Annotated in this window: 23 protein-coding genes; 16 read left to right on the top strand and 7 right to left on the bottom strand. The window is 62.9% G+C overall.

Annotated elements, in window-relative coordinates; all coding sequences use genetic code 11:
* Positions 1-57: 57 nt before the first annotated feature.
* The 6 genes from KW832_RS10845 to KW832_RS10820 all read right to left on the bottom strand — a co-directional run bounded on the left by KW832_RS10845 (position 58) and on the right by KW832_RS10820 (position 4,765).
* Positions 58-843: a peptidylprolyl isomerase gene (locus tag KW832_RS10845; protein WP_055394051.1), complete on the bottom strand. Its 786-nt coding sequence runs from the start codon at positions 841-843 to the stop codon at positions 58-60.
* A gap of 67 nt (positions 844-910) precedes the next feature.
* Positions 911-1,171: a BolA family transcriptional regulator gene (locus tag KW832_RS10840; RefSeq protein ID WP_055394049.1), complete on the bottom strand. Its 261-nt coding sequence runs from the start codon at positions 1,169-1,171 to the stop codon at positions 911-913.
* Positions 1,172-1,184: 13 nt separating this feature from the next.
* A complete protein-coding gene (locus tag KW832_RS10835) occupies positions 1,185-1,733 on the bottom strand; it encodes a septation protein A (RefSeq protein ID WP_055394047.1) in 549 nt (182 codons plus the stop codon).
* Between the two features lie 25 nt (positions 1,734-1,758).
* Positions 1,759-2,172 (bottom strand): peptide-methionine (R)-S-oxide reductase MsrB, encoded by a 414-nt coding sequence (gene msrB, locus KW832_RS10830; protein ID WP_010465633.1) that lies wholly within the window; start codon positions 2,170-2,172, stop codon positions 1,759-1,761.
* The gene (locus tag KW832_RS10825; protein WP_218299898.1) at positions 2,169-3,653 is read right to left on the bottom strand and encodes a YdiU family protein; all 1,485 of its coding nucleotides are present in this window, start codon (positions 3,651-3,653) and stop codon (positions 2,169-2,171) included. The genes msrB and KW832_RS10825 overlap by 4 nt, the downstream gene beginning before the upstream one ends.
* Before the next feature lie 62 nt (positions 3,654-3,715).
* Complete coding sequence (locus KW832_RS10820; protein WP_218299897.1) at positions 3,716-4,765, bottom strand: AraC family transcriptional regulator; 1,050 nt, start codon at positions 4,763-4,765, stop codon at positions 3,716-3,718.
* A gap of 194 nt (positions 4,766-4,959) precedes the next feature.
* On the opposite strand from KW832_RS10820, the gene KW832_RS10815 reads away from it, so the two are divergent.
* The gene (locus KW832_RS10815) at positions 4,960-6,666 is read left to right on the top strand and encodes a carboxylesterase/lipase family protein (protein WP_218299896.1); all 1,707 of its coding nucleotides are present in this window, start codon (positions 4,960-4,962) and stop codon (positions 6,664-6,666) included.
* A 40-nt stretch (positions 6,667-6,706) separates the two neighbouring features.
* Here the strand turns inward: KW832_RS10815 and KW832_RS10810 are convergent, their stop codons facing one another.
* Positions 6,707-7,393 (bottom strand): Crp/Fnr family transcriptional regulator, encoded by a 687-nt coding sequence (locus KW832_RS10810; RefSeq protein ID WP_055394037.1) that lies wholly within the window; start codon positions 7,391-7,393, stop codon positions 6,707-6,709.
* 216 nt (positions 7,394-7,609) lie between these two features.
* Here KW832_RS10810 and KW832_RS10805 point away from each other — a divergent pair, with 216 nt between their 5' ends.
* The 15 genes from KW832_RS10805 to KW832_RS10735 all read left to right on the top strand — a co-directional run bounded on the left by KW832_RS10805 (position 7,610) and on the right by KW832_RS10735 (position 24,750).
* The gene (locus tag KW832_RS10805; RefSeq protein ID WP_121420375.1) at positions 7,610-9,253 is read left to right on the top strand and encodes a 3-(methylthio)propionyl-CoA ligase; all 1,644 of its coding nucleotides are present in this window, start codon (positions 7,610-7,612) and stop codon (positions 9,251-9,253) included.
* A gap of 187 nt (positions 9,254-9,440) precedes the next feature.
* The gene (locus KW832_RS10800; protein ID WP_055394034.1) at positions 9,441-10,673 is read left to right on the top strand and encodes a branched-chain amino acid ABC transporter substrate-binding protein; all 1,233 of its coding nucleotides are present in this window, start codon (positions 9,441-9,443) and stop codon (positions 10,671-10,673) included.
* Between the two features lie 68 nt (positions 10,674-10,741).
* Positions 10,742-11,695: a branched-chain amino acid ABC transporter permease gene (locus KW832_RS10795; protein ID WP_055394032.1), complete on the top strand. Its 954-nt coding sequence runs from the start codon at positions 10,742-10,744 to the stop codon at positions 11,693-11,695.
* Between the two features lie 4 nt (positions 11,696-11,699).
* Positions 11,700-13,028, top strand: coding sequence for a branched-chain amino acid ABC transporter permease (locus KW832_RS10790; RefSeq protein ID WP_121420374.1), 1,329 nt, complete (start codon positions 11,700-11,702; stop codon positions 13,026-13,028).
* A 2-nt stretch (positions 13,029-13,030) separates the two neighbouring features.
* Entirely contained in the window at positions 13,031-13,825 is a 795-nt protein-coding gene (locus tag KW832_RS10785; protein ID WP_055394028.1) for an ABC transporter ATP-binding protein, read from the top strand.
* A gap of 1 nt (position 13,826) precedes the next feature.
* Positions 13,827-14,522, top strand: coding sequence for an ABC transporter ATP-binding protein (locus tag KW832_RS10780; protein WP_218299895.1), 696 nt, complete (start codon positions 13,827-13,829; stop codon positions 14,520-14,522).
* 361 nt (positions 14,523-14,883) lie between these two features.
* On the top strand, positions 14,884-16,983 hold the full coding sequence (locus tag KW832_RS10775) for a 3-hydroxyacyl-CoA dehydrogenase NAD-binding domain-containing protein (RefSeq protein ID WP_055394024.1): 2,100 nt from the start codon (positions 14,884-14,886) through the stop codon (positions 16,981-16,983).
* Positions 16,984-17,023: 40 nt separating this feature from the next.
* Positions 17,024-18,199, top strand: a complete 1,176-nt coding sequence (locus KW832_RS10770; RefSeq protein WP_055394022.1) for an acetyl-CoA C-acyltransferase — start codon at positions 17,024-17,026, stop codon at positions 18,197-18,199.
* Between the two features lie 354 nt (positions 18,200-18,553).
* Positions 18,554-19,036, top strand: a complete 483-nt coding sequence (locus KW832_RS10765) for a hypothetical protein (RefSeq protein WP_218299894.1) — start codon at positions 18,554-18,556, stop codon at positions 19,034-19,036.
* A 55-nt stretch (positions 19,037-19,091) separates the two neighbouring features.
* Positions 19,092-20,945 (top strand): acyl-CoA dehydrogenase, encoded by a 1,854-nt coding sequence (locus tag KW832_RS10760; RefSeq protein WP_121506150.1) that lies wholly within the window; start codon positions 19,092-19,094, stop codon positions 20,943-20,945.
* Entirely contained in the window at positions 20,945-21,154 is a 210-nt protein-coding gene (locus tag KW832_RS10755; protein ID WP_218299893.1) for a hypothetical protein, read from the top strand. The genes KW832_RS10760 and KW832_RS10755 overlap by 1 nt, the downstream gene beginning before the upstream one ends.
* A gap of 387 nt (positions 21,155-21,541) precedes the next feature.
* Positions 21,542-22,333, top strand: a complete 792-nt coding sequence (locus KW832_RS10750; RefSeq protein WP_055394014.1) for an SDR family oxidoreductase — start codon at positions 21,542-21,544, stop codon at positions 22,331-22,333.
* A gap of 146 nt (positions 22,334-22,479) precedes the next feature.
* Complete coding sequence (locus tag KW832_RS10745; RefSeq protein WP_121420368.1) at positions 22,480-22,911, top strand: PaaI family thioesterase; 432 nt, start codon at positions 22,480-22,482, stop codon at positions 22,909-22,911.
* Between the two features lie 95 nt (positions 22,912-23,006).
* Complete coding sequence (locus KW832_RS10740) at positions 23,007-24,023, top strand: NADP-dependent oxidoreductase (RefSeq protein WP_218299892.1); 1,017 nt, start codon at positions 23,007-23,009, stop codon at positions 24,021-24,023.
* A gap of 268 nt (positions 24,024-24,291) precedes the next feature.
* On the top strand, positions 24,292-24,750 hold the full coding sequence (locus KW832_RS10735; protein ID WP_218299891.1) for a GNAT family N-acetyltransferase: 459 nt from the start codon (positions 24,292-24,294) through the stop codon (positions 24,748-24,750).
* Positions 24,751-24,752 lie beyond the last annotated feature (2 nt).

The raw sequence follows: 24,752 nt of genomic DNA, 5'->3' as shown, positions 1-24,752 counted from the left end.
GGCCTGGCCGCGTTTTTTGAGTGCATTGCCAAAGCAGATGCGCAGTTGCCTTCCCAGTTACTCGACCTTGGCCTTGGCGCGCAGGTCTTCCTGGAACTTGGCCAGCTTTTGCTGTTGCAGCTGCTGGGCCACCTGGGGCTTCACTTCTTCCAGCTTGGGCAGTTCTGCCTGGCGCACGTCGTCCAGGCGGATAACGTGCCAGCCGAACTGGCTCTTCACGGGAGCGTCGGTCATCTTGCCCTTTTGGAGCTTGACCAGGGCTTCCGTGAATTCGCTCACGTAGCTCGAAGGATTGGCCCAATCCAGGTCGCCACCCTTGGCGCCAGAACCTGGGTCCTTGGACTGCTTCTTGGCGATGTCTTCAAACTTGGCGCCCTTCTTGATGGAGGCGATGATGGCCTTGGCATCCGCTTCCTTTTCCACCAAGATGTGGCTGGCCTTGTATTCCTTGCCGCTGTTGGCTGCCACGAACTTGTCGTACTCAGCCTGGATCTCGGCGTCGGTCACAGGGTTCTTTTTCTGGTAGTCGGCGAACAGTTCGCGGATCAGAATGGTCTGGCGGGCCAGATCCATTTGTGCCTTGTAGTCTGCCGAGCCTTCCAGGCCGCGCTTTTGCGCTTCCTGCATGAAGATTTCGCGGGTGATGACTTCTTCCTTGATCTGGCCTTCGATGTCAGGCGTTACAGGACGGCCCGAGCGTTCCACCTGCTGCTTGAGGGCTTCAACGCGCTCTTTTGGCACGGCCTTGCCATTGACGATGGCGACATTCTGGGCGGAAACGGGCAGGGCCAACGTGCCCAGCACGGCAGCGGCCACGAGGCCGGACAGGAGCTGTTTCTTCATGCGGAATCCAAAAAATGAGAGGTTGTTTGCCAGCTGAGTTCCGGCAACAGAGGATATGGGGGCCGGTTCAGAGAACTTCAATGGCGAGGGCGTGAACGCCTTGGTCAATAAATTCTTGCAGCGCATCATACACAAGGCGATGCTGCGCGACGCGGGGCTTGCCTGTAAACAAAGGTGACGAAATGCGCACCCGAAAATGGGTGCCAAAGCCGGTGCCGTTGGCGCCCGCGTGCCCTGCATGGGCGGCACTTTCATCAAGCACTTCCAGGGCGGTGGGTGTAAGACGGTCCGCCAGGGTCTGGTGCATTTGCTGAGCGAGGGAGGTCATGGCAGGTTGTCCTTCAGGCAGCAGGCTCGTCGCCTTCGTCGCCCTTGATGTGGGGCGCCACATAGATGCCCTGGCCCACCAGGAAGACCAGCGGGAAGGCGTAGCCCCAGAGCTTGAAATCCACCCAGGCCTCGGTGCTGAAGTTGACGACGACATACGCGTTGATGGCCGACATGAAGGCGCAGTACACGATCCAGGCGACGTTCAGCCGGTGCCACACGCTCTCCGGCAGCGTCAGCTGGCTGCCCAGCAGCATCTTGAGGAAGTTCTTCTTCATGGCCCACACCGCCACCGCGAGGGCGATGGACATGGCGCCGTAGAGCACCGTGGGCTTCCACTTGATGAAGCGGTCGTCCTGCAGCACCAGCGTGAGCGTGCCGAACAGCAGGATCAGCACCAGGGTGACCTTGTGCATGGTCTGCAGGCGCCGGTCGATGGCGTAGATCAGCGCCATTTGAGCGACCGTGGCACCCATCAGCACTGCAGTGCCCACATAGATGCCATAGAACTTGTAGGCCCCGAAGAACAGCAGGATGGGGAAGAAGTCGATCAGAATTTTCATGGGGTCAGGGGGCGGGTCTCGGGGCTCAATCCTTGCCGGATTCGAAATCCAGCGAGGCCGAGTTCATGCAGTAGCGCAGGCCGGTGGGGGTGGGGCCGTCTTCAAAGACATGGCCCAGGTGGGCCCCGCATTGTGCACACACGGTCTCCGTGCGGACCATGCCATGGCTGCGGTCCACGATCTCGGTGATGGCGCCGGGGATCGCTTCTGCGAAGCTGGGCCAGCCACAGCCGGCGTCGAACTTGGTCACGGAATCGAACAATTTCGCACCACAGCAGATGCAGTGGTAGCTGCCGTCGGCCCAGTGGGCTTCGTATTTGCCGGTAAAAGGGCGCTCGGTGGCGGCGTGGCGCGTCACCTGCAGGGCGACGGGCTCCGCGCCCTTGTCCTTGAGGATGGCTTGCCATTCGGCATCGGATTTCTGGACGGGGTAGGTCATGATGAACAGCTGATCTCGATGGAAGAGGCCCAGTCGGGCGGGAAGGCTGCGTAGGCGTCGTGCCCGGGGTGCTCGTCGAAGGGGTGCTCCAGCAGCCGCAGCAGGGTTTGGAGTTCGCTGAAGTCGCCAAGTTTCGCGGCGCGGATGGCCTGCTCGCCCAGGTGGTTGCGCAAAACGAACTTGGGATTGGTTTTTAGCATCAAATTGGCCGCTAGCGCTTTATTATCAAGCGCAAATAGCTCTGAATATGATAGCAACCAGTTGTCAAAGGCGGTACGGTCGGCGAACAGGTCGCGCACCGGCTCAAAATCGTCCTGTTGCACCGCATGCGACAAGCGGCGCCAGAAGATCGTGTAGTCCACCCCGTTCTGGGCCAGCAGCATCAAGATGCCGTCAATCAGCTCGCCATCGCCTTCGCGGGCGCTCGCGAGACCGAGTTTGGCGCGCATGCGGGCCATGAACGCTTCCGGGAACACGGTCTTGTAGGACTCCAGGGCCCCCTTCGCCAGTTCCTGGTCGCCGATCAGCGGCAACAAAGCCTGCGCCAGGCAGAACAGGTTCCAGTACGCCACATTGGGCTGGCGGTTGTAGGCATAGCGGCCCTGGTTGTCGCTGTGGTTGCACACATGGCCGGGCACAAAGGCGTCCAAAAACTGGAAAGGACCGTAGTCAATGGTCAGCCCCAGGATGCTCATGTTGTCGGTGTTCATCACCCCATGGCAAAAGCCCACTCCCTGCCACTGTGCCATCAGGTGTGCGGTGCGTTCGCTCACGGCCTGTAGCAGGGCGGCATACGCGTTGCCACCGAAGTCGCGGGTGTCCCGGCATTCGGGGTAGTAGCGGTCGATAACGTAGTCGGCCAAGGGCTTGAGCTGTGCTTGCAGGTCGTTGGCTGCAAAGTGCTCGAAATGGCCAAAACGCACAAAGCTGGGGGCCACCCGCGTCACTACGGAGGCCGTCTCAACCTCTTCACGGCGCACGGGTGCGGGCGAACCGGTGATGCACAGTGCGCGCGATGTCGGAATGCCCAGGCCATGCATGGCCTCGCTGCACAGGAATTCACGGATGCTGGAGCGCAGCACAGCGCGCCCGTCGCCCATGCGGGAGTAGGGGGTGCGGCCAGCGCCCTTGAGCTGGATTTCGAGGCCCGCCGCAGTTTCTCCCAACAAGATGGCGCGGCCATCACCCAGTTGGCCGGCCCACACGCCGAACTGGTGGCCGCTGTAGACGCTGGCCAAGGGCCGAGAGCCTGCAAGCAGCGTATTGCCGGTGAAGGCTTGCAGGGCTTCGTCCCGCTGCAGCCAGTCAGCGTCCAGGCCGATCAGCTGTGCAACGGCAGTGCTGGTGCCCACCCAGTGGGGGGCGGGTAGCGGAGTGGGGCGCAGTTCGGTGAAAAAGTCCGGTCCCAGGGCGGCAAATCCGTGCTTCCAGGCCAGGCCGATATCGGCGGTGGGGGTCGCGCTTTCGGCGGGCAGGTTCATGGGTGGATTGTCTCGCACCCCGGATGCCCCGGCGCTTGCAGGGCCTTGGACCACGGCCCGGACTATGCGGCCTGGGTAGAGCCTTGGCCTTCGGCCTCAGGGTACAGCACCTGCGCGCGGTACTGGCCCGGCGGGAGGCCAAACCAGCGCTTGCAGGCCCGAAACAGGTTGCTCTGGTCGGCAAAGCCCAGCAGGTCGGCCACCTCGGCCAGGCTGCGGCGCTCGTCGCTGAGGTACTGGCGTGCCAGTTCACAGCGGGTGTCGTCCAGCAACTGCTGGTAACTGACGGATTCGGCCTGCAGGCGCCGCTGCAGCGTGCGGTCCGTCAGGTGCAGGCGCGCGGCCACGTCCTCGCGGCGGGGTTCGCCCCGGTGCAGGATGCGGGCTACCTCGGTACGCACACGGGTGCTGATCAGAGACTGGCCCAGGTGGTCCAGTTCGGTCTCTACCAGCCGCTCGTGCAGGGCCCACAGGCTGGGGTTGTGTGTGGGGATGTCGGCCCGCAGATCGGCCTCGGCCAGCAAAAACCGGTTGGCTGCCTGCCCGAAGCGGGGCAGCATGCCAAACGCCACATGGTAGGGCGCCTCACCGGTAGCGGCGGGTTGTGGTGTGGTCAGCTCCACAGCCAGAGGGCGAAGCTCCCGGCGTGTGAGCCAGCAGCACAGCGTGAACAGTGTGAGCAGGGCGTATTCGACACGCTGGCGCGGAATGGGGCGGGTGGCGCCGATGTGCGCGATGGAGATCCAGTAGCCGCGTGCATCGTGATCCAGCGCGAAGGTGGTGCAGTCCGAGATCACCGCCATATGGCGCGTGAGGTGCTGAAAACCCACCAGCAGGTTGGGGCCGGACGCCAGCGCGTAGCCCACCACATCCACATTGCCGTAGCGCGCCGTGAGCTGCGGGCACAGCCCCAGCGCCACCTTGCCCGAACGTGCCACCGCCAGCTCCCACAGGCGGCTGATCTTGTCCACGTCCACACGGGTTTGTGGCAGTTGCAGCGCCGCCAGATCGATGCCCGCTTCGGCGCATAACTCGGCAGCAGGCAAGCCTTCGGCGGCCATCATGTCGGTGATGCCGCGCACCCAGGCGGCAGAGCTTGTGCGGGGAGTCATGGGGTGGCGAATAGAAGAAATGGCGGATCAGGGTTTACGCGCGGTGGTGGCCTGAAGTCAGTGTTTTGGCAAGGTTGCGATAGTAGCCAAACGCCACCTGGTTCCCACAATCGCCTCCGAGGTTGTGCCCTGCCCGTAGTGTGACTGCAGACAGAGGTCCGACCCATTCCTGAAAACCCCCAAGGAGACAAGACATGGTCGATTCGCGCTGGCGTTTGCAATGGTTGGGAGCGGTGTTTTCGGCCGCAGCAATGGTGGGCTGCGGCGGTGGTTCCGGCTCTGCGCCCGAGGTGCGCGAGACGGTGTACGGCACCTTGCGCGGTGTGGACGACAGTGCGGTGACCGGCACCTACGCGTGGAAAGGTGTTCCTTTTGCCAAGCCACCCGTGGGCGAGCTGCGCTGGCAACCGCCCGCAGCCCCAGCCGCCTGGTCCGGAGAGCGTGACGCCACACGTTTTGGCAGTGCCTGCCTGCAAATGGGCCGCATCTACGGCCCCGGTGCCAACAACCGGTTTGACAACACGATTGGCGAGACCCTGGGCACGCCGGTAGGCAGCGAGGACTGCCTGACCCTCAATATCTGGCGCCCAGCCACCTCGCAAGACAAGCTGCCTGTGCTGCTGTTCCTGCATGGCGGGAGTGCCATCTCGGGCTACACGGCCGATCCCGTCTACGACGGCGCTGCGCTGGCACGGTCTGCCAACGCCGTGGTGGTCACGGCCAATTACCGGCTCGACGTTCTGGGCTACTTCCAGATGCCGCCACTGCACACCGGCACGCAGCCCTACACCGGCAACTACGCGCTGCTCGACAACGTGCAGGCACTTCGCTTCATCCAGAACAATATTGCCAGCTTTGGCGGCAATGCGGGCAATGTCACGCTGATGGGGCAGTCCGCGGGCGCCATCAACGCGCTGGCGCTGCTGGTCGCGCCCCAGGCCGCTGGGTTGTTCCACAAGCTCGTACCGGTCAGTGGCGGAATTTCGCTGGCGACGAACCTGCCGCCCGGTTCGATTCCCACGCTCAACCCGGCCTCCCGGTACACCGCGCAGGCGGGCTTGCTGCTGGCGCATCTGGCGCTGGCCGATGGCCTGGCGCCTGCGCTTGCCGATGCACAGGCGCTCGTTGCGGGATGGACCCCTGCGCAGATAGCCAGCTACCTGCGTGGAAAGGACGCGCGGGTAGTGCTGCAGACGGTGCTCAAGAACGGTCTAACGGGCTCGGGCCCCATCCCTGATGGCGTGGTGGTGCCCACAGACCCGATCGCAGAAATGGGCGCTGGCCGCTATCACAAGGTGCCCGTGCTGTCTGGCTACACGGGCGAGGAGGGCAAGCTGTTTGCGCCTTTCCTGGCACTGCTGGGCGGCAAGCCGGGCATGAAGATCTCCGACGCCGAGCGCTTTGTGATGATGCAGAACTTCAACCCCGATGCTCCTACCACGCTCACGGCTGGCGACATCCTGGATGCCTCTTACCTGCCGGTCACAGCGCCCGGCACGGGCTACAACGCGCGCACCCGCCTGCTGGGCAGTGTGTTCATCGATCCGAGCCGCGACAACCTGCTCAATACCCTGCGCAGTCAGCAATCCACGGTATGGAGCTACCAGTTCAACTGGGCCCAGCAGCCCGCGCCCTGGAACGATGTGTACGGCGCGGCGCATGCGTTTGACCTGCCGTTCCTGTTCGGCAACTTTGGACCTTCGGTCTTTGCCAAAGCAGCCAACAGTACAGCCAATCAGCCCGGCCGACTGGCGCTGTCGCGCGCGATGATGGACACCATGCGGGCCTTTGTGCACACGGGCAACCCGAACAACGCAACGGTCAACCAAAACTGGACGCCGTGGCCCAGTCGGCTCATGTTCGACGCCGACCAGAAGGCCGTGCGCCTGAGCGTGCAGTGAGAGGGATGAGGGTGAACGTGTTTGTGCACTCTGCGGTGCGTCAGCGTGCCGCAGTGGCGGCGAGGTACGCGTTCAGCGCCTCGTCGTCCACGATAGCCACACGGCCGAAGTCCAGCGACACGATGCCCCGGCCTTCCAGCACACGCAGTACCTTGTTCACCGTCTGGCGTGACAGGCCCACCAGTTGGCCGAGCTCTTCCTGCGTGAGGTTCAACCGCCGTGTGCTGCGCCAGAACAGGCGGCTCAGGTACAGCGCCACGCGGTGTTCGGGGGATTGCGTGCGCCCGGCCTCGATGATCGTCATGGCCTGGCCCAGCCGCATGTTCAGGTGCTGCACCAGAAACTGGTTGAAGCCCAGGCTGGTCTCGCGCAGCGTGGCAAACAGTGGCAGAGGCAGGCACAGCAGCGTGGTGGGCCGCAACGCCACCACGTGGTACCGGCGGGGCTCGGGTTTCATGGCTGAGCCTTCGCCAAACCACTCGCCATCGGGTACTCCGATGAACGCAGAGGCGCGGCCCTGGCTGGCGGGGCTTTGCAGCATCACCAAGCCTGACAACACTGCATGCCAGCCTTGCACCGCGCTGCCGGCCGGCATCATGACTGTGCCCTTGTCGGCGTGCTGCACGGACACCTCGTCGCGCAGCCTCTCCTGCAGGGCCACGGGGACACCTGCAAACCAGGGCTGGGCTTCGATGAATCGCTGTGCGGACGGCGCGGAGCTGAGCATGGGCGTGATTGTCGTTGCTCGGGAGCCGTACGTTCAGGGTATTCCCTTGCCCTTTGTCAACGGGACGACAGGTGTTGGCAGGCACGCTGGACACGCGCACACTGAACCCCTGTTGGGGGTGCCGGTCTGGCGGGGCCGCTTGCCTGGGCGACACCACCATGAGAACCCCCGCGCTACGATGATCGTTCCCTTCACTACAACATCCAAGGAGCACACATGCTGGGCCTGATGCAGAGCCAACCGTTGCTGATTTCGTCGCTGATCGAGTTCGCCGAGCGCCACCATGGCGACGCCGAAATCGTGTCCCGCCGGGTCGAGGGCGACATCCATCGCTACACCTACCGCGACCTGGCTGTCCGCGCACGCCGCCTGGCCAATGCGCTGGATGAAATGAAGCTGCAGTTCAGCGACCGCGTAGCCACGCTGGCCTGGAACGGCTACCGCCACATGGAGATGTACTTTGGTGTGAGCGGCTCGGGCCGTGTGCTGCACACCGTGAACCCTCGCCTGCACCCCGACCAGATTGCGTGGATCATGAACCATGCCGAAGACCAGGTGCTGTGTTTTGATGTGACCTTTCTGCCCCTCGTGCAGGCCGTGCATGCTAGGTGCCCCACGGTGAAGAAGTGGGTGGCGCTGTGTGATGCCGACAAGCTGCCTGCGGATTCAGGCATCCCAGGCCTCACCAGTTACGAAGCCTGGATCGGTGCGCAGTCGCCCGACTACGCCTGGCCCGAGTTTGACGAGAACTCCGCGTCGAGCATGTGCTACACGAGCGGCACCACGGGCAACCCCAAGGCCGCGCTGTACAGCCATCGTTCGACCACGCTGCATGCCTATGCGGCAGCGCTGCCTGATGTGATGTGCCTTTCCGCACGCGATTCCGTGCTGCCGGTGGTGCCCATGTTCCACGTCAATGCCTGGGGCATTCCTTACTCGGCGGCACTCACGGGTTGCAAGCTGGTGTTCCCTGGTCCCGCCATGGATGGCAAGTCGATTTACGAACTGATCGAAGGCGAGAAGGTCACCTACGCAGCTGGCGTGCCCACCGTATGGCAGATGATGCTGGGCCACATGAAGCCTGCGGGTCTGAAGTTCTCCACGCTGCGCCGCACTGTCATCGGTGGCTCGGCCTGCCCGCCCGCCATGATCCATGCCTTCAAGGAAGACTACGGCGTGGAGGTGCTGCACGCCTGGGGCATGACCGAGATGAGCCCGCTGGGCACGCTGTGCACCTTGAAGAACAAGCACCTGGCCATGTCCAAGGATGACCAGATGAAGATCCTGCAAAAGCAGGGCCGCGCGATCTACGGTGTGGACATGAAGATCGTGGGGGGCGACGGCAGCGAGTTGCCTTGGGATGGCAAGACCTACGGGGATTTGCTGGTCAAGGGGCCGTGGATCGTCGGCAGCTATTTCAAGGGCGAGGGCGGCAATCCACTCGTCAAAGACGCGCAGGGCCGGGGCTGGTTCCCCACGGGCGATGTGGCCACCATCGACGCCGACGGTTTCATGCAGATCACCGACCGCAGCAAGGATGTGATCAAGTCCGGTGGCGAGTGGATCAGTTCCATCGACATCGAGAACATTGCGATGGCCCACCCCGCAATTGCCATGGCGGCCTGTGTGGGTATGCCCCACCCCAAGTGGGACGAGCGCCCCATCGTGGCCGTGGTCAAGCGGCCGGGCACAGAGGTGACGCGCGAAGAGCTGCTGGCCTTCTACGAAGGCAAGACGGCCAAGTGGCAGATCCCCGATGACGTGGTGTTCGTTGATGCCATTCCATTGGGCGCCACCGGCAAGATGCTCAAGACCAAGCTGCGTGAGCAGCTCAAGGATTACAAGCTTCCAGGCCTGTGATCAGGGTGGGGCAGTGCACATGCGCGCATCGCTTGCGAACGCCATTTTTTGCATTGCCCCAGGCTGGTGCGCGCTCGGGGGAGTGCTGCGCCAGTCACGTGTGCGACGCTGGTAGGGGCAATCCCTGAGCATCGCTTTGTTGCAACGCGGTACGCTGCGTTGTGTCGATTTACAAGGAGACAAAAGCATGAAGTTCGCTATTAAGGCTGTAGCAGCCTCGGTAATCTTGGCAAGCGCTGGCGGGGCCTTCGCTCAAAAGGGCGAGACGGTGAAAATCGCCTGGCTCGACCCCCTGTCTGGCCTGATGGCGGCAGTGGGAACGAACCAGCTCAAGAGCTTCCAGTTCATCGCAGAAGAGTTCAACAAGAAGAACCCTGCAGGCGTCAAATTCGAAATCATCGGCATCGACAACAAACTCAGTCCCCAGGAAACCACCAGCGCCCTGCGCTCGGCCATGGACCAGGGTGCGCGCTACGTGGTGCAGGGCAACGGCTCCGGCCCCGCACTGGCGATCATGGATGCGCTGGAAAAGCACAACGCGCGCAACCCTGGCAAGGAAGTCCTGTTCCTGAACTACGCTGCCGTGGACCCAGACCTCACCAACAGCAAGTGCAGCTACTGGCACTTCCGCTTGGACGCTGACACCTCCATGAAGATGGAAGCCCTGACCACGTACATGAAGGACATGCCCGAGGTCAAGAAGGTCTACCTGATCAACCAGAACTACTCGCACGGCCACCAGGTCTCCAAGTTCGCCAAGGAAATGATGCAGCGCAAGCGCCCTGACGTGCAGTTCGTCGGCGACGATCTGCACCCGCTGGCTCAGGTGCGTGATTTCTCTCCCTACATTGCCAAGATCAAGCAGTCGGGCGCCGACAGCGTGATCACCGGCAACTGGGGTTCTGATCTGGCGCTGCTGATCAAGGCCGCCAACGACGCGGGCCTGAACAACGTCAACTTCTACACCTACTACGGCTCGGTCACTGGCAGCCCCACCGCTATGGGATCGGCCGCAGCAGGGCGCGTCTACATGGTGGCCTATGCCCACATGAACCTGCCCGGGCCGCTGAACCAGATCGTGGTGGACTACAAGAAGAAGTTCAACGACGACATGTACACGGGCGCGGTTTACCACGCGTTCACGATGCTGTCCGAAGGTTTTACCAAGGCCAAGTCGACCGATCCGGTCAAGGTGGCTGCTGCGTTCGAGGGCATGAAGTTCAAGAGCTTCAATGGCGAAGTCGAGATGCGCAAGACCGATCACCAACTGCAGCAGGGCCTGTTCATCTCCAAGTGGGAGAAGGCTGGCGGCAAGTTCCCGATCGACTCTGAAAACACGGGTTACACCTTTGTGCCTGTGAAGTACTACGAGCCCTATGTGGCGAGCACGCCCACGTCGTGCCAGATGAAGCGCCCGTAAGCCTTGTGCAATCGCTTCGAGGCCCGACCACTCGGGCCTTTTTTTTACCCCTGCAGTGAAAAATTCCAATGAATCCTGAGTTTTTCGTGATCTCTTTGCTGAACGGCGTGAGCTACGGGCTCCTGCTGTTCATGCTGAGTTCCGGCCTCACGCTGATCTTCAGCATGATGGGCGTACTCAACTTTGCACACACCAGCTTCTACATGCTGGGTGCCTACTTCGCGTTCACCATCTCTGGGGTGGTGGGCTTCTGGCCAGCGCTGGTGCTGGCACCCCTCGTCGTGTTTGCGCTGGGGGCCGCGTTCGAGCGCTATTGCCTGCGCCGGGTGCACAAGTTCGGCCACGTGCCCGAACTGCTGGTCACGTTCGGCCTGTCCTACCTCATTCTGGAAGTGGTGCAACTGGTCTGGGGCCGTTCCACCGTGCCTTATGGCCTGCCCGAGCAATTGCAGGGTCCGCTGTTTTCGCTCTATGGCACGCAATTTCCCAAGTCGCGCTCGTTTGTGATGCTCGTGGCCCTGCTGATGCTGGTGTCGGTGTGGCTGCTGCTCACACGCACGCGCATCGGTCTCGTCATCCAGGCCGCCCTCAAGTACCCCGAGATGGTCGAGGCGTTGGGCCACAACGTGCCGCGCGTCTTCATGCTGGTGTTTGGCGGTGGTGCCGCGCTGGCCGGCCTGGCGGGGGTGATCGGTGGCAACACCTATGTCACCGAGCCTGCGATGGCGGCCTCAGTGGGTTCCATCATCTTTGTTGTGGTGGTGGTGGGTGGCATGGGCTCGCTGGCAGGGGCCTTCCTGGCATCGCTGCTCATCGGTCTGGTGCAGACCTTTGCCGTGGCGCTGGACTACTCACTGATCCATGTCTTCAAGGCCGTGGGCGTGGCGGTGACTGACCAAACCTTCGGCTACCCCTTGCTCAAGCTCACGATTTCCCAGGTCGCGCCCATCTTGCCTTACCTGTTCCTCGTGCTGATCCTGATCTTCCGCCCCAAGGGCTTGCTGGGCACGCGGGAGGACTGATGCCATGAATTCCACTACAACCACTACTGTCGCTTCCAGCGCCACGTCGCACTACCGGTTCAAGCCCTGGAACGTCGGGCGCCTCATCATCTGGACGTTGTTCGCGGTCATGCTCATCGTGGCGCCCATGCTGTTTCGCAGCAGCCTGGCGCTGACCATGCTCTCGCAGATCGGCTACCTGATCATCATCTGCCTGTCCTACAACATCCTGCTGGGGCAGGGCGGCATGCTGAGCTTTGGCCATGCGGTCTACACCGGCCTGGGTTCGTTCATCGCCATTCATGCAATGAACATGGCGACCAAGGGCTCTGTGCACATTCCGCTGGTTTTCATCCCACTGGTGGGCGGACTGGCAGGGGCATTTTTTGCCATCCTGCTCGGTTTTGTCACTACCAAGAAGTCGGGCACCACCTTCGCCATGATCACGCTGGGTATTGGCGAACTGGTGGCTTCCATGGCGCTGATGTTCCCCGAGTTCTTCGGCGGAGAAGGCGGCATCACCACGGACCGGGTGTATGGCAAAGCCTTCTTTGGCATCAGTTTCGGGCCTGCGATTCAGGTGTACTACCTGATTGCAGCGTACTGTTTTGTCTGCACTGCCGCCATGTTTGCATTCACCGGCACGCCGCTGGGCCGCATCCTGAACGCTGTGCGCGACAACCCCGAGCGCGTAGAGTTCATCGGCTACAACACGCAGCGTGTGCGCTACTTCGCGTTCATCATCGCGGGCTTTTTTGCTGGCATCGGAGGTGGGCTGGCCACCATCAACTTCGAGATCATCACGGGAGCTGACAGCCTGAGCGTGATTCGCTCCGGCGGCTACCTGCTATTTACCTTCCTCGGCGGGGCAACGTTCTTCTTCGGCCCCATCATCGGCGCGGTGCTGTTGGTGCTGGCGTCGGTGTTGCTGTCCGAACTGTCCAAGGCATGGTTGTTGTACCTGGGCCTGGTGTTCCTGTTCATGGTGATGTATGCGCCCGGAGGGATTGCCAGCCTGATCATGATGAACCTGCGGCTGGCCAAGTACGGCAAGCTGCGTCAGCTCTGGAGTTCTTACCTGGCGCTGGGCGGCACGGCGCTGGTGGGGGTGATGGGCGCAGCCTGCATGATCGAGATGACCTACCACCTGCAGCTCAACGCGGCCCTGGGGCCAGAACTGACGTTCCTGGGGGCCACGCTCAATGCCGCGGGCTTTACGAGCTGGTTTGGCGCCATTTTTGTGATGGTCACGGGCTTTGGACTTTTTGAACTCTGCCGCCGCCAGTTCCTGCGGCAGTGGAGCACGATCCAGGAAGAGATCGAACATGAAATCAAGCGTGGGGAGGCGCTGTAAACATGGCAGCTGACAACCCAACCAACACCACCTATGCCCTGGAACTGCGCGACCTGCGCAAGAGCTTTGGCAAGACGGAAATTATCCGTGGCGTGAACCTGTCCGTGGCCTCGGGCGAACGCGTGGCCATCATCGGCCCCAATGGCGCGGGCAAGTCCACGCTGTTCAACCTCATCAGTGGGCGTTTTGCGCCCACAAGCGGGGATGTGATTCTCAACGGCCAGCGCATCAACGGGCTGGCGCCGTATGAGATCAACCGCAAGGGGCTGTCGCGCAGCTTCCAGATCACGAACATCTTTCCCAAGCTCTCGGTGTTCGAGAACCTGCGCTGCGGTGTGCTCTGGAGCATGGGCTACAAGTACACCTTCCTGCGTTTCCTGTCGAACCTGCACGATGCCAATGAGCGCGCCAAGCAGCTCATGGAAATGATCAAGCTCGACAAGAAGCGCGACACGCTGGCGATGAACCTCACCTATGCCGAGCAGCGCGCCCTGGAGATCGGCATCACCATCGCGGGTGGTGCCAACGTGATCCTGCTCGACGAGCCCACGGCCGGCATGAGCAAGACCGAGACCACGCGCTTCATCCACCTCATCAAGGAAGTGACCGAAGGCCGCACGCTGCTGACGGTGGAGCATGACATGGGCGTGGTCTTTGGCCTGGCGGACAAGATTGCTGTGGTGGTCTATGGCGAGGTCATTGCCTATGACACGCCCGACAAGGTGCGCGCCAACCAGCGCGTGCAGGAGGCCTATCTGGGCTCTGTCGTTGCGGACGAGCAAGGGGCGGGACATTGACATGCTGAAAATCGAAAATCTCCACGCCTATTACGGCAAGAGCCATGTGCTGCATGGCGTGACCTTCGACGTACAACCCGGTGAAATCGTGGCCCTGCTGGGGCGTAACGGCTCGGGCCGTTCCACCACCGCCAAGGCCATCATGGGCCTGGTGGACTGGGAGGGCACGCTGAGCTGGAAGGGGCAGGACCTCAACGGCAAGAAGGCTTACGAGATCGCCCACCTGGGGGTGGGCTACGTGCCCGAAAGCCGCGATGTGTTCCCCAACCTCACCGTGCACCAGAACTTGCTGCTGGGCCAGAAAGGCAAAGGCAAGGGCAGCCGCTGGTCGTTTGACGACATGTACGAGATGTTCCCGCGCCTCAAGGAGCGCCAGCACACAGAGGCGGGCGTGATGTCGGGCGGGGAGCAGCAGATGCTTACGCTATGCCGCACGCTGATGGGCGACCCCGACCTGATCATCATCGACGAGCCCACCGAAGGCCTGGCCCCAAAGATTGTCGAGCTGGTGGGGCAGTACCTGCAGACCATCAAGGCGCGGGGTATCTCGGTGCTGCTGATCGAGCAGAAGCTGACCATCGCCATGAAGATCTCGGACCGCGCGTTGGTCATGGGGCATGGCTCGATCGTGTTCCAGGGCACACCGGACAGCCTGCGAGCCGACAACTACATCCGCAAGGAATGGCTTGAAGTTTAGCGGGGCCATCCCCCTGAGGCGCTGCGCGCCTTCCCCCTTCTCTCGAATCGCTGCGCGACTCGGGAAGGGGGACGCAGCCCTCGCTGCGGGGCGGCCCTTGCTTGGCTGCACTGGCTTGGGGCGCGCCAGTTTCAGCGGCTTGCTCGTAAGGCGTACACCCAGCTACAGCCGCCCACTATGATTTTCACGAGGCGCCCCTGAACGGTAGCGCCTCTTTTTTTGCCTGTGGAACCATCAGGCGAGGGGTTCTCCCCAACCCCCTTGTCCCGCCCGGGACAAATTGACACGCCAAATGGGTTTGAAGTCTCTACAATAAAAACGCACGATCGTTCTTTTTCACTTTCCAAGGAACAACAGCACCATGACCGCTGAATACAAAGTCCACGGCTCCGTTGCCGTGATCACCATGGCCAACCCTCCCGTCAACGGACTCGGTCTGGCGACCCGCCAGGGCATTGTGGACGGCCTTGGCCGTGCCAATGCCGATGCAGCGGTCACGTCCATCGTGATCACCGGTGCCGGTGGTGCGTTCTCTGGCGGCGCCGACATCAAGGAGTTCGGCACCGACAAGTCACTGCAAGAACCCAACCTGCTTTCGGTGATTGCCGCCATTGAAAACTCGGCCAAGCCTGTCGTGGCCGCCATGCACAGCGTGGCCATGGGCGGCGGGCTGGAGCTGGCCCTGGGTTGCCACTACCGCATCGCAGCGCCTGGCTGCTCGATTGCACTGCCCGAAGTCAAGCTGGGCCTGATCCCTGGCGCAGGCGGTACCCAGCGCCTGCCCCGCGTGATTGGTGTGGAAGCCGCGCTCAACCTCATCGTGAGCGGCGAGCCCGTCAAGAGTGAAATGATTGGCGCCGTGCCCGGCCAGAAGCTGTTTGACAAGATGGCAGCGTCGGCCGAATCGCTGGCCGCAGAAGCCCTGGCGTTTGCCCAGAGCGTGGCGGATGCCCGCCCGCTGCCCTTGGTGCGCAACTTCCCCTGCAAGCACCCCGAAGGCGACGCGTACTTCCAGTTCGCGCGCAACATGGTCAAGGGCATGGCCAAGAACTTCCCCGCACCCGCCAAGTGCGTGGACGCGGTTGAAGCCGCCACCAAGAAGAAGTTCGCAGAAGGCATGCTGGTCGAGCGCGAGATCTTCATCAACCTGATGTGGACGCCCGAGTCGCGCGCACTGCGCCACCTGTTTATGGCCGAGCGTGCGGCGAGCAAGATCCCTGATGTCGCATCCGACACCCCCAAGCGCGACATCAAGCTGGTGGGTGTGATTGGTGCGGGCACCATGGGCGGCGGCATTTCCATGAACTTCCTGAACGCAGGTATCCCCGTCAAGATCCTGGAAATGAAGCAGGAAGCCCTGGACCGCGGCGTGGCCACGATCAAGAAGAACTACGAAGCCCAGGTCAAGAAGGGCAAGCTCAAGCAGGACAAGTACGAGCAGCGCATGGCCCTGCTGAGTACCACGCTGAGCTACGACGATCTCAAGGACTGCGACCTCATCATCGAAGCCGTGTTCGAAGAAATGGGCGTCAAGGAAGCCGTGTTCAAGCAGCTCGACGCTGTGGCCAAGCCTGGCGCCATTCTGGCGTCCAACACCTCCACGCTCGACGTGGACAAGATCGCAGCGTTTACCAAGCGTCCGCAGGACGTGGTGGGCATGCACTTCTTCAGCCCTGCCAACGTGATGAAGCTGCTGGAAGTGGTGCGTGGCAAGGAGACCGCCAAAGACGTGCTGGCCACGGTGATGGCGATTGGCAAGAAGATCAAGAAGACCTCGGTGGTCTCGGGCGTGTGCGATGGTTTCATCGGCAACCGCATGATCGAGCAGTACAGCCGCCAGGCTGGCTTCCTGCTGGACGAAGGCTGCACGCCCCAGCAGGTGGACAAGGCCATCGAAAAGTTTGGCTTTGCCATGGGTCCGTTCCGCATGGGCGACCTGGCGGGCAACGACATTGGCTGGGCCATCCGCAAGCGCCGTTCCGTCGAACGTGCCGACATGAAGTACAGCCGCACGGCCGACAAGCTGTGTGAACTGGGCCGCTTCGGCCAGAAGACCGGCGCAGGCTGGTACGACTACCAGGCCGGCAAGCGCGACGCGATCCCGAGCGACCTGGTCAACAAGATGATCGAAGACCACCGCAAGGAGCTGGGCATCACGCCGCGCAAGATTTCGGACGAAGAAATCGTGCAGCGCCTGGTGTTCGCCCTGGTCAACGAAGGCGCGCACATCCTGGAAGACGGCATCGCCAGCAAGTCCGGCGACATCGATATGGTGTACCTGACCGGCTACGGTTTCCCCATCCACCGTGGCGGCCCCATGCACTACGCCAGCGAAGTGGGTCTGTTCAACGTGGTGCAGGCCATGGACCGTTTTGCCAAGAACCCGCTGGATGACGCAGCGTTCTGGAAGCCCGCTCCGCTGCTAGCCAAGCTGGCCGCCGAAGGCAAGGCCTTCCAGTAAATAGCCGCGTGCACCCATCTACAGAATCAAAGGAATTCACATGACCTCCGCAGTGATTGTTTCCACCGCCCGCACGCCGCTCGCCAAGAGCTGGAAGGGTTCTTTCAACATGACGCATGGCGCCACCCTGGGCGGCCATGCCGTGCAGCACGCCGTGTTGCGCGCCGGCATCGACGGCGCTGACGTGGACGACGTCATCATGGGCTGCGCGACACCCGAAGGTGCCACAGGCAGCAACATCGCGCGCCAGATTGCCCTGAAGGCTGGCCTGCCCATCACCGCCTCCGGTGTCACCGTCAACCGCTTCTGCTCGTCGGGCCTGCAGACCATTGCCATGGCCGCCCAGCGCATCATCGCTGGCGAAGCCGATGTGTTCGTGGCCGGTGGTGTCGAAAGCATCTCCTGCGTGCAGCAGGAGATGAACCTGCACATGATCCAGGACCTGGCCTTGGCCAAGCAAAAGCCCGAGATCTACTGGAGCATGCTGCAGACCGCCGAGCAAGTGGCCAAGCGCTACAACATCGGCCGCGAAGCCATGGACGAATACGGTGCCGCCAGCCAGCAGAAGGCTTGCGCAGCGCAGGCCGCTGGCTTGTTCGACGCAGAAATCGCCCCCATCACCGTGACCGCCGGTGTGGCCGACAAAACGCTGGGCCTGATCACCAAGCAGGTCACCGTGAGCAAGGATGAAGGCACACGCGAAGGCACGACGGTAGAAGCCATCAGCGGCCTGCGCTCGGCGCTGCCTGGCGGTTTGATCTCTGCCGGCAACGCCAGCCAGTTCTCCGACGGCGCCGGCGCCTGCGTGGTGACCAGCGAAGAGTACGCCAGCAAGAAGGGCCTCAAGCCCCTGGGCCGCTTCCTCGGCTTTGCGGTGGCAGGCTGCGAGCCCGACGAAATGGGCATCGGCCCCGTGTTTGCCGTGCCCAAGGTGCTGAAAAAGCTGGGCCTCACCGTGCAGGACATCGACCTGTGGGAGCTGAACGAAGCCTTTGCCGTGCAGGTGCTGTACTGCCGCGACAAGCTGGGCATTCCGGCCGACCGCCTGAACGTGAACGGCGGCGCGATTGCCGTGGGCCACCCCTACGGTGTGTCGGGCCAGCGCCTCACGGGCCACGCGCTTATCGAAGGCAAGCGCCGTGGTGCGAAGAAGGTGTGCGTGACGATGTGCATTGGTGGCGGCATGGGCGCTGCGGGCATTTTCGAAGTGCTGTAAAACTTGGCTTGGGGGCTGCGCAACAGGCGACACGTTCACGGGTTCGCTGTGCGCTTGCCCCTTTGTGGGTGGCGCAAGCAGCGGTGGTGAGGCCCATGGGCGGACCACATGCGTTGGCTTTCCGCCCAGCAAATTTCAGATGGATGCCTGAACTGCCGGTAGAAGGGGATGAGAGGAAGACACCAGGGCCGAGCAGGGTCCAGGGGGGTGAAGAGGCGCTGGCTACAAATTGTTGCTTTGCCGGGGCGTGATACGCCCGTCAGCGCGGTTGGCGCGGGCAGAATCCGCGCGACCACCGGCTTGCCTGTGGCCCTGAACCTGTCTCCTTTCTCCATCTCGAACCCGGTACCTCCCATGCGTTGTCTGCTTCCTTCCTTTCGCCACTGTGTCGCCCTCTCGGCCCTTGCCGTGGCATGCGTTGCCCATGCCCAGAGCCAGACCTACAAGCTCCAGCTGCCGCTGGAGTCGGACTCCGACGTGGTTTTGCAGGACATCGTGGTGGACGCCAAACAGACGCGGGTGACGCTTGCCGTCAAGAACACCACCGATGAATCGTTCGAGGCCTGTGCGCAACCCACTGGCTCGCCCGATGCGTTCACGCTCAAGGACCTGGGCACCGGCACTGTGCTGCAGCAGCTGTCGATTGGAGGCCTGTCTTTCTGCAACGTGAAGATGGATGTGGTCAAGCCCGGCCGCAACAAGCTCGTCAAGATCACGTTCCCGCCACTGCCTGCAGGTGCCACACGCCTGCAGCTCGGAGAAGCCAATTGCCAGCCCAAGCCCGATTCGGACATGGACTACTGGTGTTTCAAGAACATCGTGCTGCCTGCACGCTGAGCCCTATCAGGCCATTGGAGATCGGGCATGCACGCAGCCACAAGGAGACCTTCTGATGACCCTGCGTTCCACGCTCGACTTTCTGCTGTATGACTGGCTCGATGCCCAGTCCCTCACGGCCCGCACGCGTTTTGCAGACCACTCGCGCGAAACCTTCGATGCGGTGCTCGACACCTGCGAGCGCATCGCTCGCGAGAAGTACGCGCCCTTCAACCGCACCGTAGACATCGAGGAGCCACACTTCGACGGTGAAAAGGTCATCCTGCCCCAGGCGACCTACGAGGCGCGCAAGGCCTACGCAGAATCCGGCCTGTTGTCGGCTGCGCAGGACTACGAGGTCGGCGGCATGCAGCTGCCCTATGCCGTCGAGGCGGCCGCCAACAGCTTCTTTGCGGTGGCATCCATCAGCATCGGCTCGAACCTGCTGACTTCGGGCAACGCCAACCTGCTCATGGTGCATGGCACCGAGGCGCAAAAGCAGGTGTTTGCACTCAATGAATTCAACGGGCGTTGGTCGGGCACCATGTGTCTGTCCGAGCCGCAGGCGGGCTCCTCGCTGTCGGATGTGGCCACGCGCGCAGTGCCTGATGGCGATGGCTTCGAGGCCGACCCATTGGGTGCAAGGTATCGCCTCACGGGCAACAAGATGTGGATCAGCTCGGGCGACCATGAGCTGACCGAAAACATCGTGCACCTGGTGCTGGCCAAGATCCCGGGGCCGGACGGCAAGCTGGTGCCGGGCACCAAGGGCATCTCGTTGTTCATCGTGCCCAAGAAGCTGGTGGACACCGAAGGCAAGCTCACCGGCGTACGCAACGACGTGGCGCTGGCGGGCCTCAACCACAAGCTGGGCTGGCGCGGTACCACCAACACGCTGCTTAATTTCGGTGAAGGCAGGTTCCCGGTTGAGGGCAAGGCCGGGGCCGTGGGCTACCTGGTGGGCCAGCCCGGCAAGGGCCTGCACTGCATGTTCCACATGATGAACGAGGCGCGCATCGGCATCGGCATGGCCGCCACCATGCTGGGGCTGGCGGGCTATTACGCCAGCCTGGACTACGCCAAGAACCGGCCCCAAGGGCGCCCGGTGCAGGGCCCCAAGGATGGCGCCGCTGCCGTGGTCAAGGACGCCGCCCAGCCCCAGGTGCGCATCATCGAACACGCCGACGTCAAGCGCATGCTGCTGGCCCAGAAGTCGTATGGCGAAGGGGCGCTCGCGCTCAACCTGTTTTGCGCCAAGCTGGTGGACGAGCAGCACACGGGCGACGCGGCGGCGGCCGACGAAGCCCGCCTGCTGCTGGAGGTGCTCACCCCCATTGCCAAGAGCTGGCCCAGCGAGTTCTGCCTGGAGGCCAACTCATTGGCCATCCAGATCCATGGTGGCTATGGCTACACCCGCGACTTCCCGGTGGAGCAGTACTGGCGCGACAACCGCCTGAACATGATCCACGAGGGCACCCACGGCATCCAGGCCATGGACCTGCTGGGCCGCAAGGTGCTGATGGAGGGCGGGCGCGGCCTGCAACTGCTGGCCGGGCGCATCAACGCCACCATCGAGCGTGCGATCCAGGTGCCCGCACTGGCGGCCCATGCCAATGCGCTGGGCAAGGCGCTGCAGGACGTGGGCGCCGCCACCAAGGCCGCCTGGGCCACGGGCCAGCCTGCCGATGCGCTGGCCAATGCCGTGCCCTACATGCAGGCCTTTGGCCACACGGTGCTCGCCTGGGTTTGGCTGGACGTGGCCCTGGCCACGCTGGCCCGGGATGCCGATCTGGCCCAGCCCGCGAGCGTGGGACGCATGGGCGGCATGCGCTTTTTCTTCCACTACGAGCTGCCCAAGATCGGCGCCTGGCTGCAGGTGGTGAGCACGCGCGATGCCACCTGCGCGGCCTTCCCTGAAGAGGCATTTTGATGGCGGCGCAACTCACCCTGCAACGCCTGCACAAGCTCATCTGGCTGCTGATTTTCGGCGGGTTGCTCACGCTGATACTGGGCATCGCCACCGCCCGCACCGATGAGGCTCTGGGCTGGAGCCTCATCGTGGGCGGCGGGGTGCTGGCCGTGGTGGGTGTGGTGCTGATCGCGGTGCGGGCCCGGTTGCACACCGACCCCGGCCCTTAGAGCCTGTTCAAAGTCTTTTTGGAGACCGCATTGGAGTGCAATCGGGAGGAGTGGATGCTTCGGATGCGCCGCATGGGCTCATGCCCATGCAAGCAGCCGGGGCGTCCAATCGCCCGATTTCACTCCAACCCTGCGGGCAAGTGCCTTGCCGGGCGGTCTACGGCGTTGCGGCGCTTGCCGATAGCACGGGCTATCGGCGGCGCACCGCGCCTTGCATCCCATCCCGGCAAGGCACTTGTGCGGCTCCAGAAAAATTTTGAACAGGCTCTTAGCTGAACGCCCGACACCCCCGCGACACAAAGCGCCCGCATTGCATCGCACAATCCTCGGGCGCGTGGGGCAAACACCCAACGACAGATCCATCCAAAACCGAAGGAGACTTTCAGCATGACCCGTACCATCCAACAACTGTTTGACCTCACCGGCAAGACCGCACTGGTCACCGGCGGCTCGCGCGGCCTGGGACTGCAACTGGCCCACGCGCTGGGCGAAGCGGGCGCCAAGATCATGCTCAGCTCGCGCAAGGCGTCTGACCTGGAAGAGGCCGCCGCCGACCTGCAGGCTGCGGGTATCGACGCACGGTGGATCGCCGCTGATTGCGCCAAGGAAGACGACATCCGGCGCCTGGCCGACGAGACCCTGGAGCGCCTGGGCCATGTGGACATCCTCGTCAACAACGCAGGCGCAGCCTGGGGGGCCCCTGCCGAAGACCACCCCGTGGACGCGTGGGACAAGGTGATGAACCTCAACGTGCGCGGTTACTTCATCCTGAGTCAGCACATCGCCAAACACAGCATGATCGCGCGCCGCAGCGGCAGCATCATCAACGTAGCGTCCATCGCAGGCTTGGGCGGCAACCCCAAGGGCATGAACACCATTGCTTACAACACCTCCAAGGGCGCGGTGATCAACTTCACACGGGCCCTGGCCGCTGAATGGGGCGCGTACAACATCCGCGTCAACGCCATCTGCCCGGGCTTCTTCCCAAGCAAAATGACGGTGGGTACGCTCAAGGCCATGGGCGAGGAAGCGCTGGCCGCCCACGCCCCGCTGGGCCGTCTCGGCGATGATGAAGATTTGAAGGGCCTGTGCGCGTTGTACGCGTCGGATGCGGGCAAGCACATCACCGGCCAATGGCTGGCGGTGGACGGGGGCGTGAGTATCGTCACCGGCGGGTGAGCATCCCCCTGAGGCGCTGCGCTCCTTCCCCCTTCTCTCGGTTTCGCCGGGAAGGAGGACGCAGCCCTCGCTGCGGGGCGGCCCTTGCTCGGCTGCCCTGGTCTGGGCCGCGCCAGTATTTGAGGTTTGTGTTCTGAGGAAATCCCTTGAAAAGTTTCGGTGTCGAAATTCCCTTTGTCCACCACCTGGGCTTCACGCTGCAGCGTATGGAAGGCGGCGAGTCTGAGCTGCATTACGAAGCTCAGCCCGAGCACTTGAACTCGTTTGCCGTGACCCACGGCGGTGCGTCGATGACGCTGCTGGACGTGACCATGGCCACGGCGGCGCGCAGCGAGACGCCCGACATGGGCGTGGTCACCATTGAGATGAAGACCAGCTTCATGCAGCCCGCACGCGGGCCGCTGGTGGCCAAGGGGCGGCTCATTCACCGCACGGCCACCATGGCTTTTACCGAAGGCACGGTGTATGACGCGCAGGGCAAGGTGTGTTGCCATGCCACCGGCACGTTCAAGTACGTGCGGCGCCTGCCAGTCGATGGGCGCAATGTGAATGACCTCAAGGTCATTTCCACCGATTGAGTCAGATTTTTAAGCCAAATTGGCCCCTGGCGCTTTATCCATAAGCGCTAGTAGCTATTGAATTCATAGTGATAGACATTCTGAAGGAGCCTCTCATGCCACGCAACCAACAAATCGTTCTCGACAACCGCCCCCAAGGCGAAGCCGTGGTCAGCAACTTCAAGCTGGTGGCCACCGACACGCCCGCGCTCAAGGACGGCGAGGTGCTGGTACGCCACCACTTTCTGAGCCTGGATCCCTATATGCGCGGCCGCATGAACGAGAGCAAGAGCTACGCCGCATCGCAGGCGCTGGGCGAAGTCATGATCGGCGGCACTGTGGGCGAAGTGGCCGAAAGCAAGCACCCCAAGTACGCGGTGGGCGACAAGGTGGTGGGCATGGGTGGCTGGCAGGAGTACAGCGTGGTCAATGCCGACCAGCCCGGCGCGCTGCGCAAGGTCGATACGACCCATGTGCCGCTGTCGCACTACCTGGGCGCCGTGGGCATGCCTGGCGTGACCGCCTGGTACGGCCTGGTCAAGATCATTGCGCCCAAGGAAGGCGACACCGTGGTGGTAAGCGCCGCTACCGGCGCGGTGGGCAGCGCGTTTGCCGCATTGGCCAAGGCGCGCGGCTGCCGTGCGGTGGGTATTGCCGGTGGCGCCGACAAGTGCAAGTACGCAGTGGAAGAGCTGGGCTTTGACGCCTGCATCGACTACAAGGAACACAGCGACGTGAAGGCCATGTCCAAGGCCCTGAAGGAAGCGTGCCCCAACGGCATCGATGGCTACTTCGAAAACGTGGGCGGCTGGATCATGGACGCCGTCATGCTGCGCATGAACGCCTTCAGCCGCATTGCCCTGTGCGGGATGATCGCTGGCTACGACGGCGCGCCGCTGCCCATGGCCAACCCCGCGCTCATGCTCATCAACCGCATGAAAGTCGAAGGCTTCATTGTGAGCGAGCACATGGAAGTCTGGCCTGATGCGCTCAAGGAACTGGGCACGCTGGTCGGCACCGGCAAGCTGCGCCCACGCGAGACCATTGCGCAGGGCATCGCCGCCGCGCCCGAGGCCTTCCTGGGCTTGCTCAAGGGCAAAAACTTCGGCAAACAGCTGGTGAAGCTGATCTAAGAACCTGCTCCCGGCCTTTTCATGGGGTGCGCATGACAGCAAACAGTCACGATCTAGGCGTCCACCGCAGCCCATGCTGGCGGCCTGGGCAAGGTGGGCAACGACGAGCGTGGCTGTTTGCTGCCATGCCCTCCGGGTTGCCCCGCAAAGGCAGCGTCTGCTGCGTTGCCCATCCTCGCCGCACATCAGTGCGGCTTTCGGTGGGCGCCTTGCATCCACTGCCTTTGTGGGGCAACGCACCCCATGAAAAGGCCGGGAGCAGGTTCTAATGCGTTGGACCTGGGCCCGCTTCGACGACCTGGGCGTGCACGCCCTGCACGATGCGCTGGCGCTGCGCTGCAAGGTGTTCATCCTGGAGCAGGGCCCTTACCAGGACCCGGACGGGGCGGACAAGCAGTCCTACCACCTGCTGGGCTACGACGAGGCCGGGGTGGCGCAGGCCTGCCTGCGCGTGGTGGACCCGGGCGTGAACTACCCCGAGCCCTCCATCGGCCGCGTGGTCACCGCCAAGGAAGCGCGGGGCAACGGCACGGGCAGGGCGCTGATGGCCGAGGGCATCGCTCGCTGCAGCCAGGCATGGCCGGGGCGGGGCATCCGCATCAGCGCGCAGGCCCATCTGCAGGGCTTCTACGGCAGCCTGGGTTTTGAGGCCGTGTCCGATGAGTACCTGGAAGACGATATCCCCCACATCGAAATGCTGAGACGGGGTGACAGCCCCACTGCCTGAGG

It is taken from the genome of Acidovorax sp. sif0632, assembly GCF_019218805.1.
GTDB lineage: Bacteria > Pseudomonadota > Gammaproteobacteria > Burkholderiales > Burkholderiaceae_C > Acidovorax > Acidovorax facilis.
This window is presented reverse-complemented; position numbering and strand designations above follow the sequence as displayed.

Bases quoted from the DNA above. Each gene is read 5' to 3' on its own strand.
- KW832_RS10845 (WP_055394051.1), bottom strand. From the start codon at position 843: ATGAAGAAACAGCTCCTGTCCGGCCTCGTGGCCGCTGCCGTGCTGGGC.
- KW832_RS10840 (WP_055394049.1), bottom strand. From the start codon at position 1,171: ATGACCTCCCTCGCTCAGCAAATGCACCAGACCCTGGCGGACCGTCTT.
- KW832_RS10835 (WP_055394047.1), bottom strand. From the start codon at position 1,733: ATGAAAATTCTGATCGACTTCTTCCCCATCCTGCTGTTCTTCGGGGCC.
- msrB (WP_010465633.1), bottom strand. From the start codon at position 2,172: ATGACCTACCCCGTCCAGAAATCCGATGCCGAATGGCAAGCCATCCTC.
- KW832_RS10825 (WP_218299898.1), bottom strand. From the start codon at position 3,653: ATGAACCTGCCCGCCGAAAGCGCGACCCCCACCGCCGATATCGGCCTG.
- KW832_RS10820 (WP_218299897.1), bottom strand. From the start codon at position 4,765: ATGACTCCCCGCACAAGCTCTGCCGCCTGGGTGCGCGGCATCACCGAC.
- KW832_RS10815 (WP_218299896.1), top strand. From the start codon at position 4,960: ATGGTCGATTCGCGCTGGCGTTTGCAATGGTTGGGAGCGGTGTTTTCG.
- KW832_RS10810 (WP_055394037.1), bottom strand. From the start codon at position 7,393: ATGCTCAGCTCCGCGCCGTCCGCACAGCGATTCATCGAAGCCCAGCCC.
- KW832_RS10805 (WP_121420375.1), top strand. From the start codon at position 7,610: ATGCTGGGCCTGATGCAGAGCCAACCGTTGCTGATTTCGTCGCTGATC.
- KW832_RS10800 (WP_055394034.1), top strand. From the start codon at position 9,441: ATGAAGTTCGCTATTAAGGCTGTAGCAGCCTCGGTAATCTTGGCAAGC.
- KW832_RS10795 (WP_055394032.1), top strand. From the start codon at position 10,742: ATGAATCCTGAGTTTTTCGTGATCTCTTTGCTGAACGGCGTGAGCTAC.
- KW832_RS10790 (WP_121420374.1), top strand. From the start codon at position 11,700: ATGAATTCCACTACAACCACTACTGTCGCTTCCAGCGCCACGTCGCAC.
- KW832_RS10785 (WP_055394028.1), top strand. From the start codon at position 13,031: ATGGCAGCTGACAACCCAACCAACACCACCTATGCCCTGGAACTGCGC.
- KW832_RS10780 (WP_218299895.1), top strand. From the start codon at position 13,827: ATGCTGAAAATCGAAAATCTCCACGCCTATTACGGCAAGAGCCATGTG.
- KW832_RS10775 (WP_055394024.1), top strand. From the start codon at position 14,884: ATGACCGCTGAATACAAAGTCCACGGCTCCGTTGCCGTGATCACCATG.
- KW832_RS10770 (WP_055394022.1), top strand. From the start codon at position 17,024: ATGACCTCCGCAGTGATTGTTTCCACCGCCCGCACGCCGCTCGCCAAG.
- KW832_RS10765 (WP_218299894.1), top strand. From the start codon at position 18,554: ATGCGTTGTCTGCTTCCTTCCTTTCGCCACTGTGTCGCCCTCTCGGCC.
- KW832_RS10760 (WP_121506150.1), top strand. From the start codon at position 19,092: ATGACCCTGCGTTCCACGCTCGACTTTCTGCTGTATGACTGGCTCGAT.
- KW832_RS10755 (WP_218299893.1), top strand. From the start codon at position 20,945: ATGGCGGCGCAACTCACCCTGCAACGCCTGCACAAGCTCATCTGGCTG.
- KW832_RS10750 (WP_055394014.1), top strand. From the start codon at position 21,542: ATGACCCGTACCATCCAACAACTGTTTGACCTCACCGGCAAGACCGCA.
- KW832_RS10740 (WP_218299892.1), top strand. From the start codon at position 23,007: ATGCCACGCAACCAACAAATCGTTCTCGACAACCGCCCCCAAGGCGAA.
- KW832_RS10735 (WP_218299891.1), top strand. From the start codon at position 24,292: ATGCGTTGGACCTGGGCCCGCTTCGACGACCTGGGCGTGCACGCCCTG.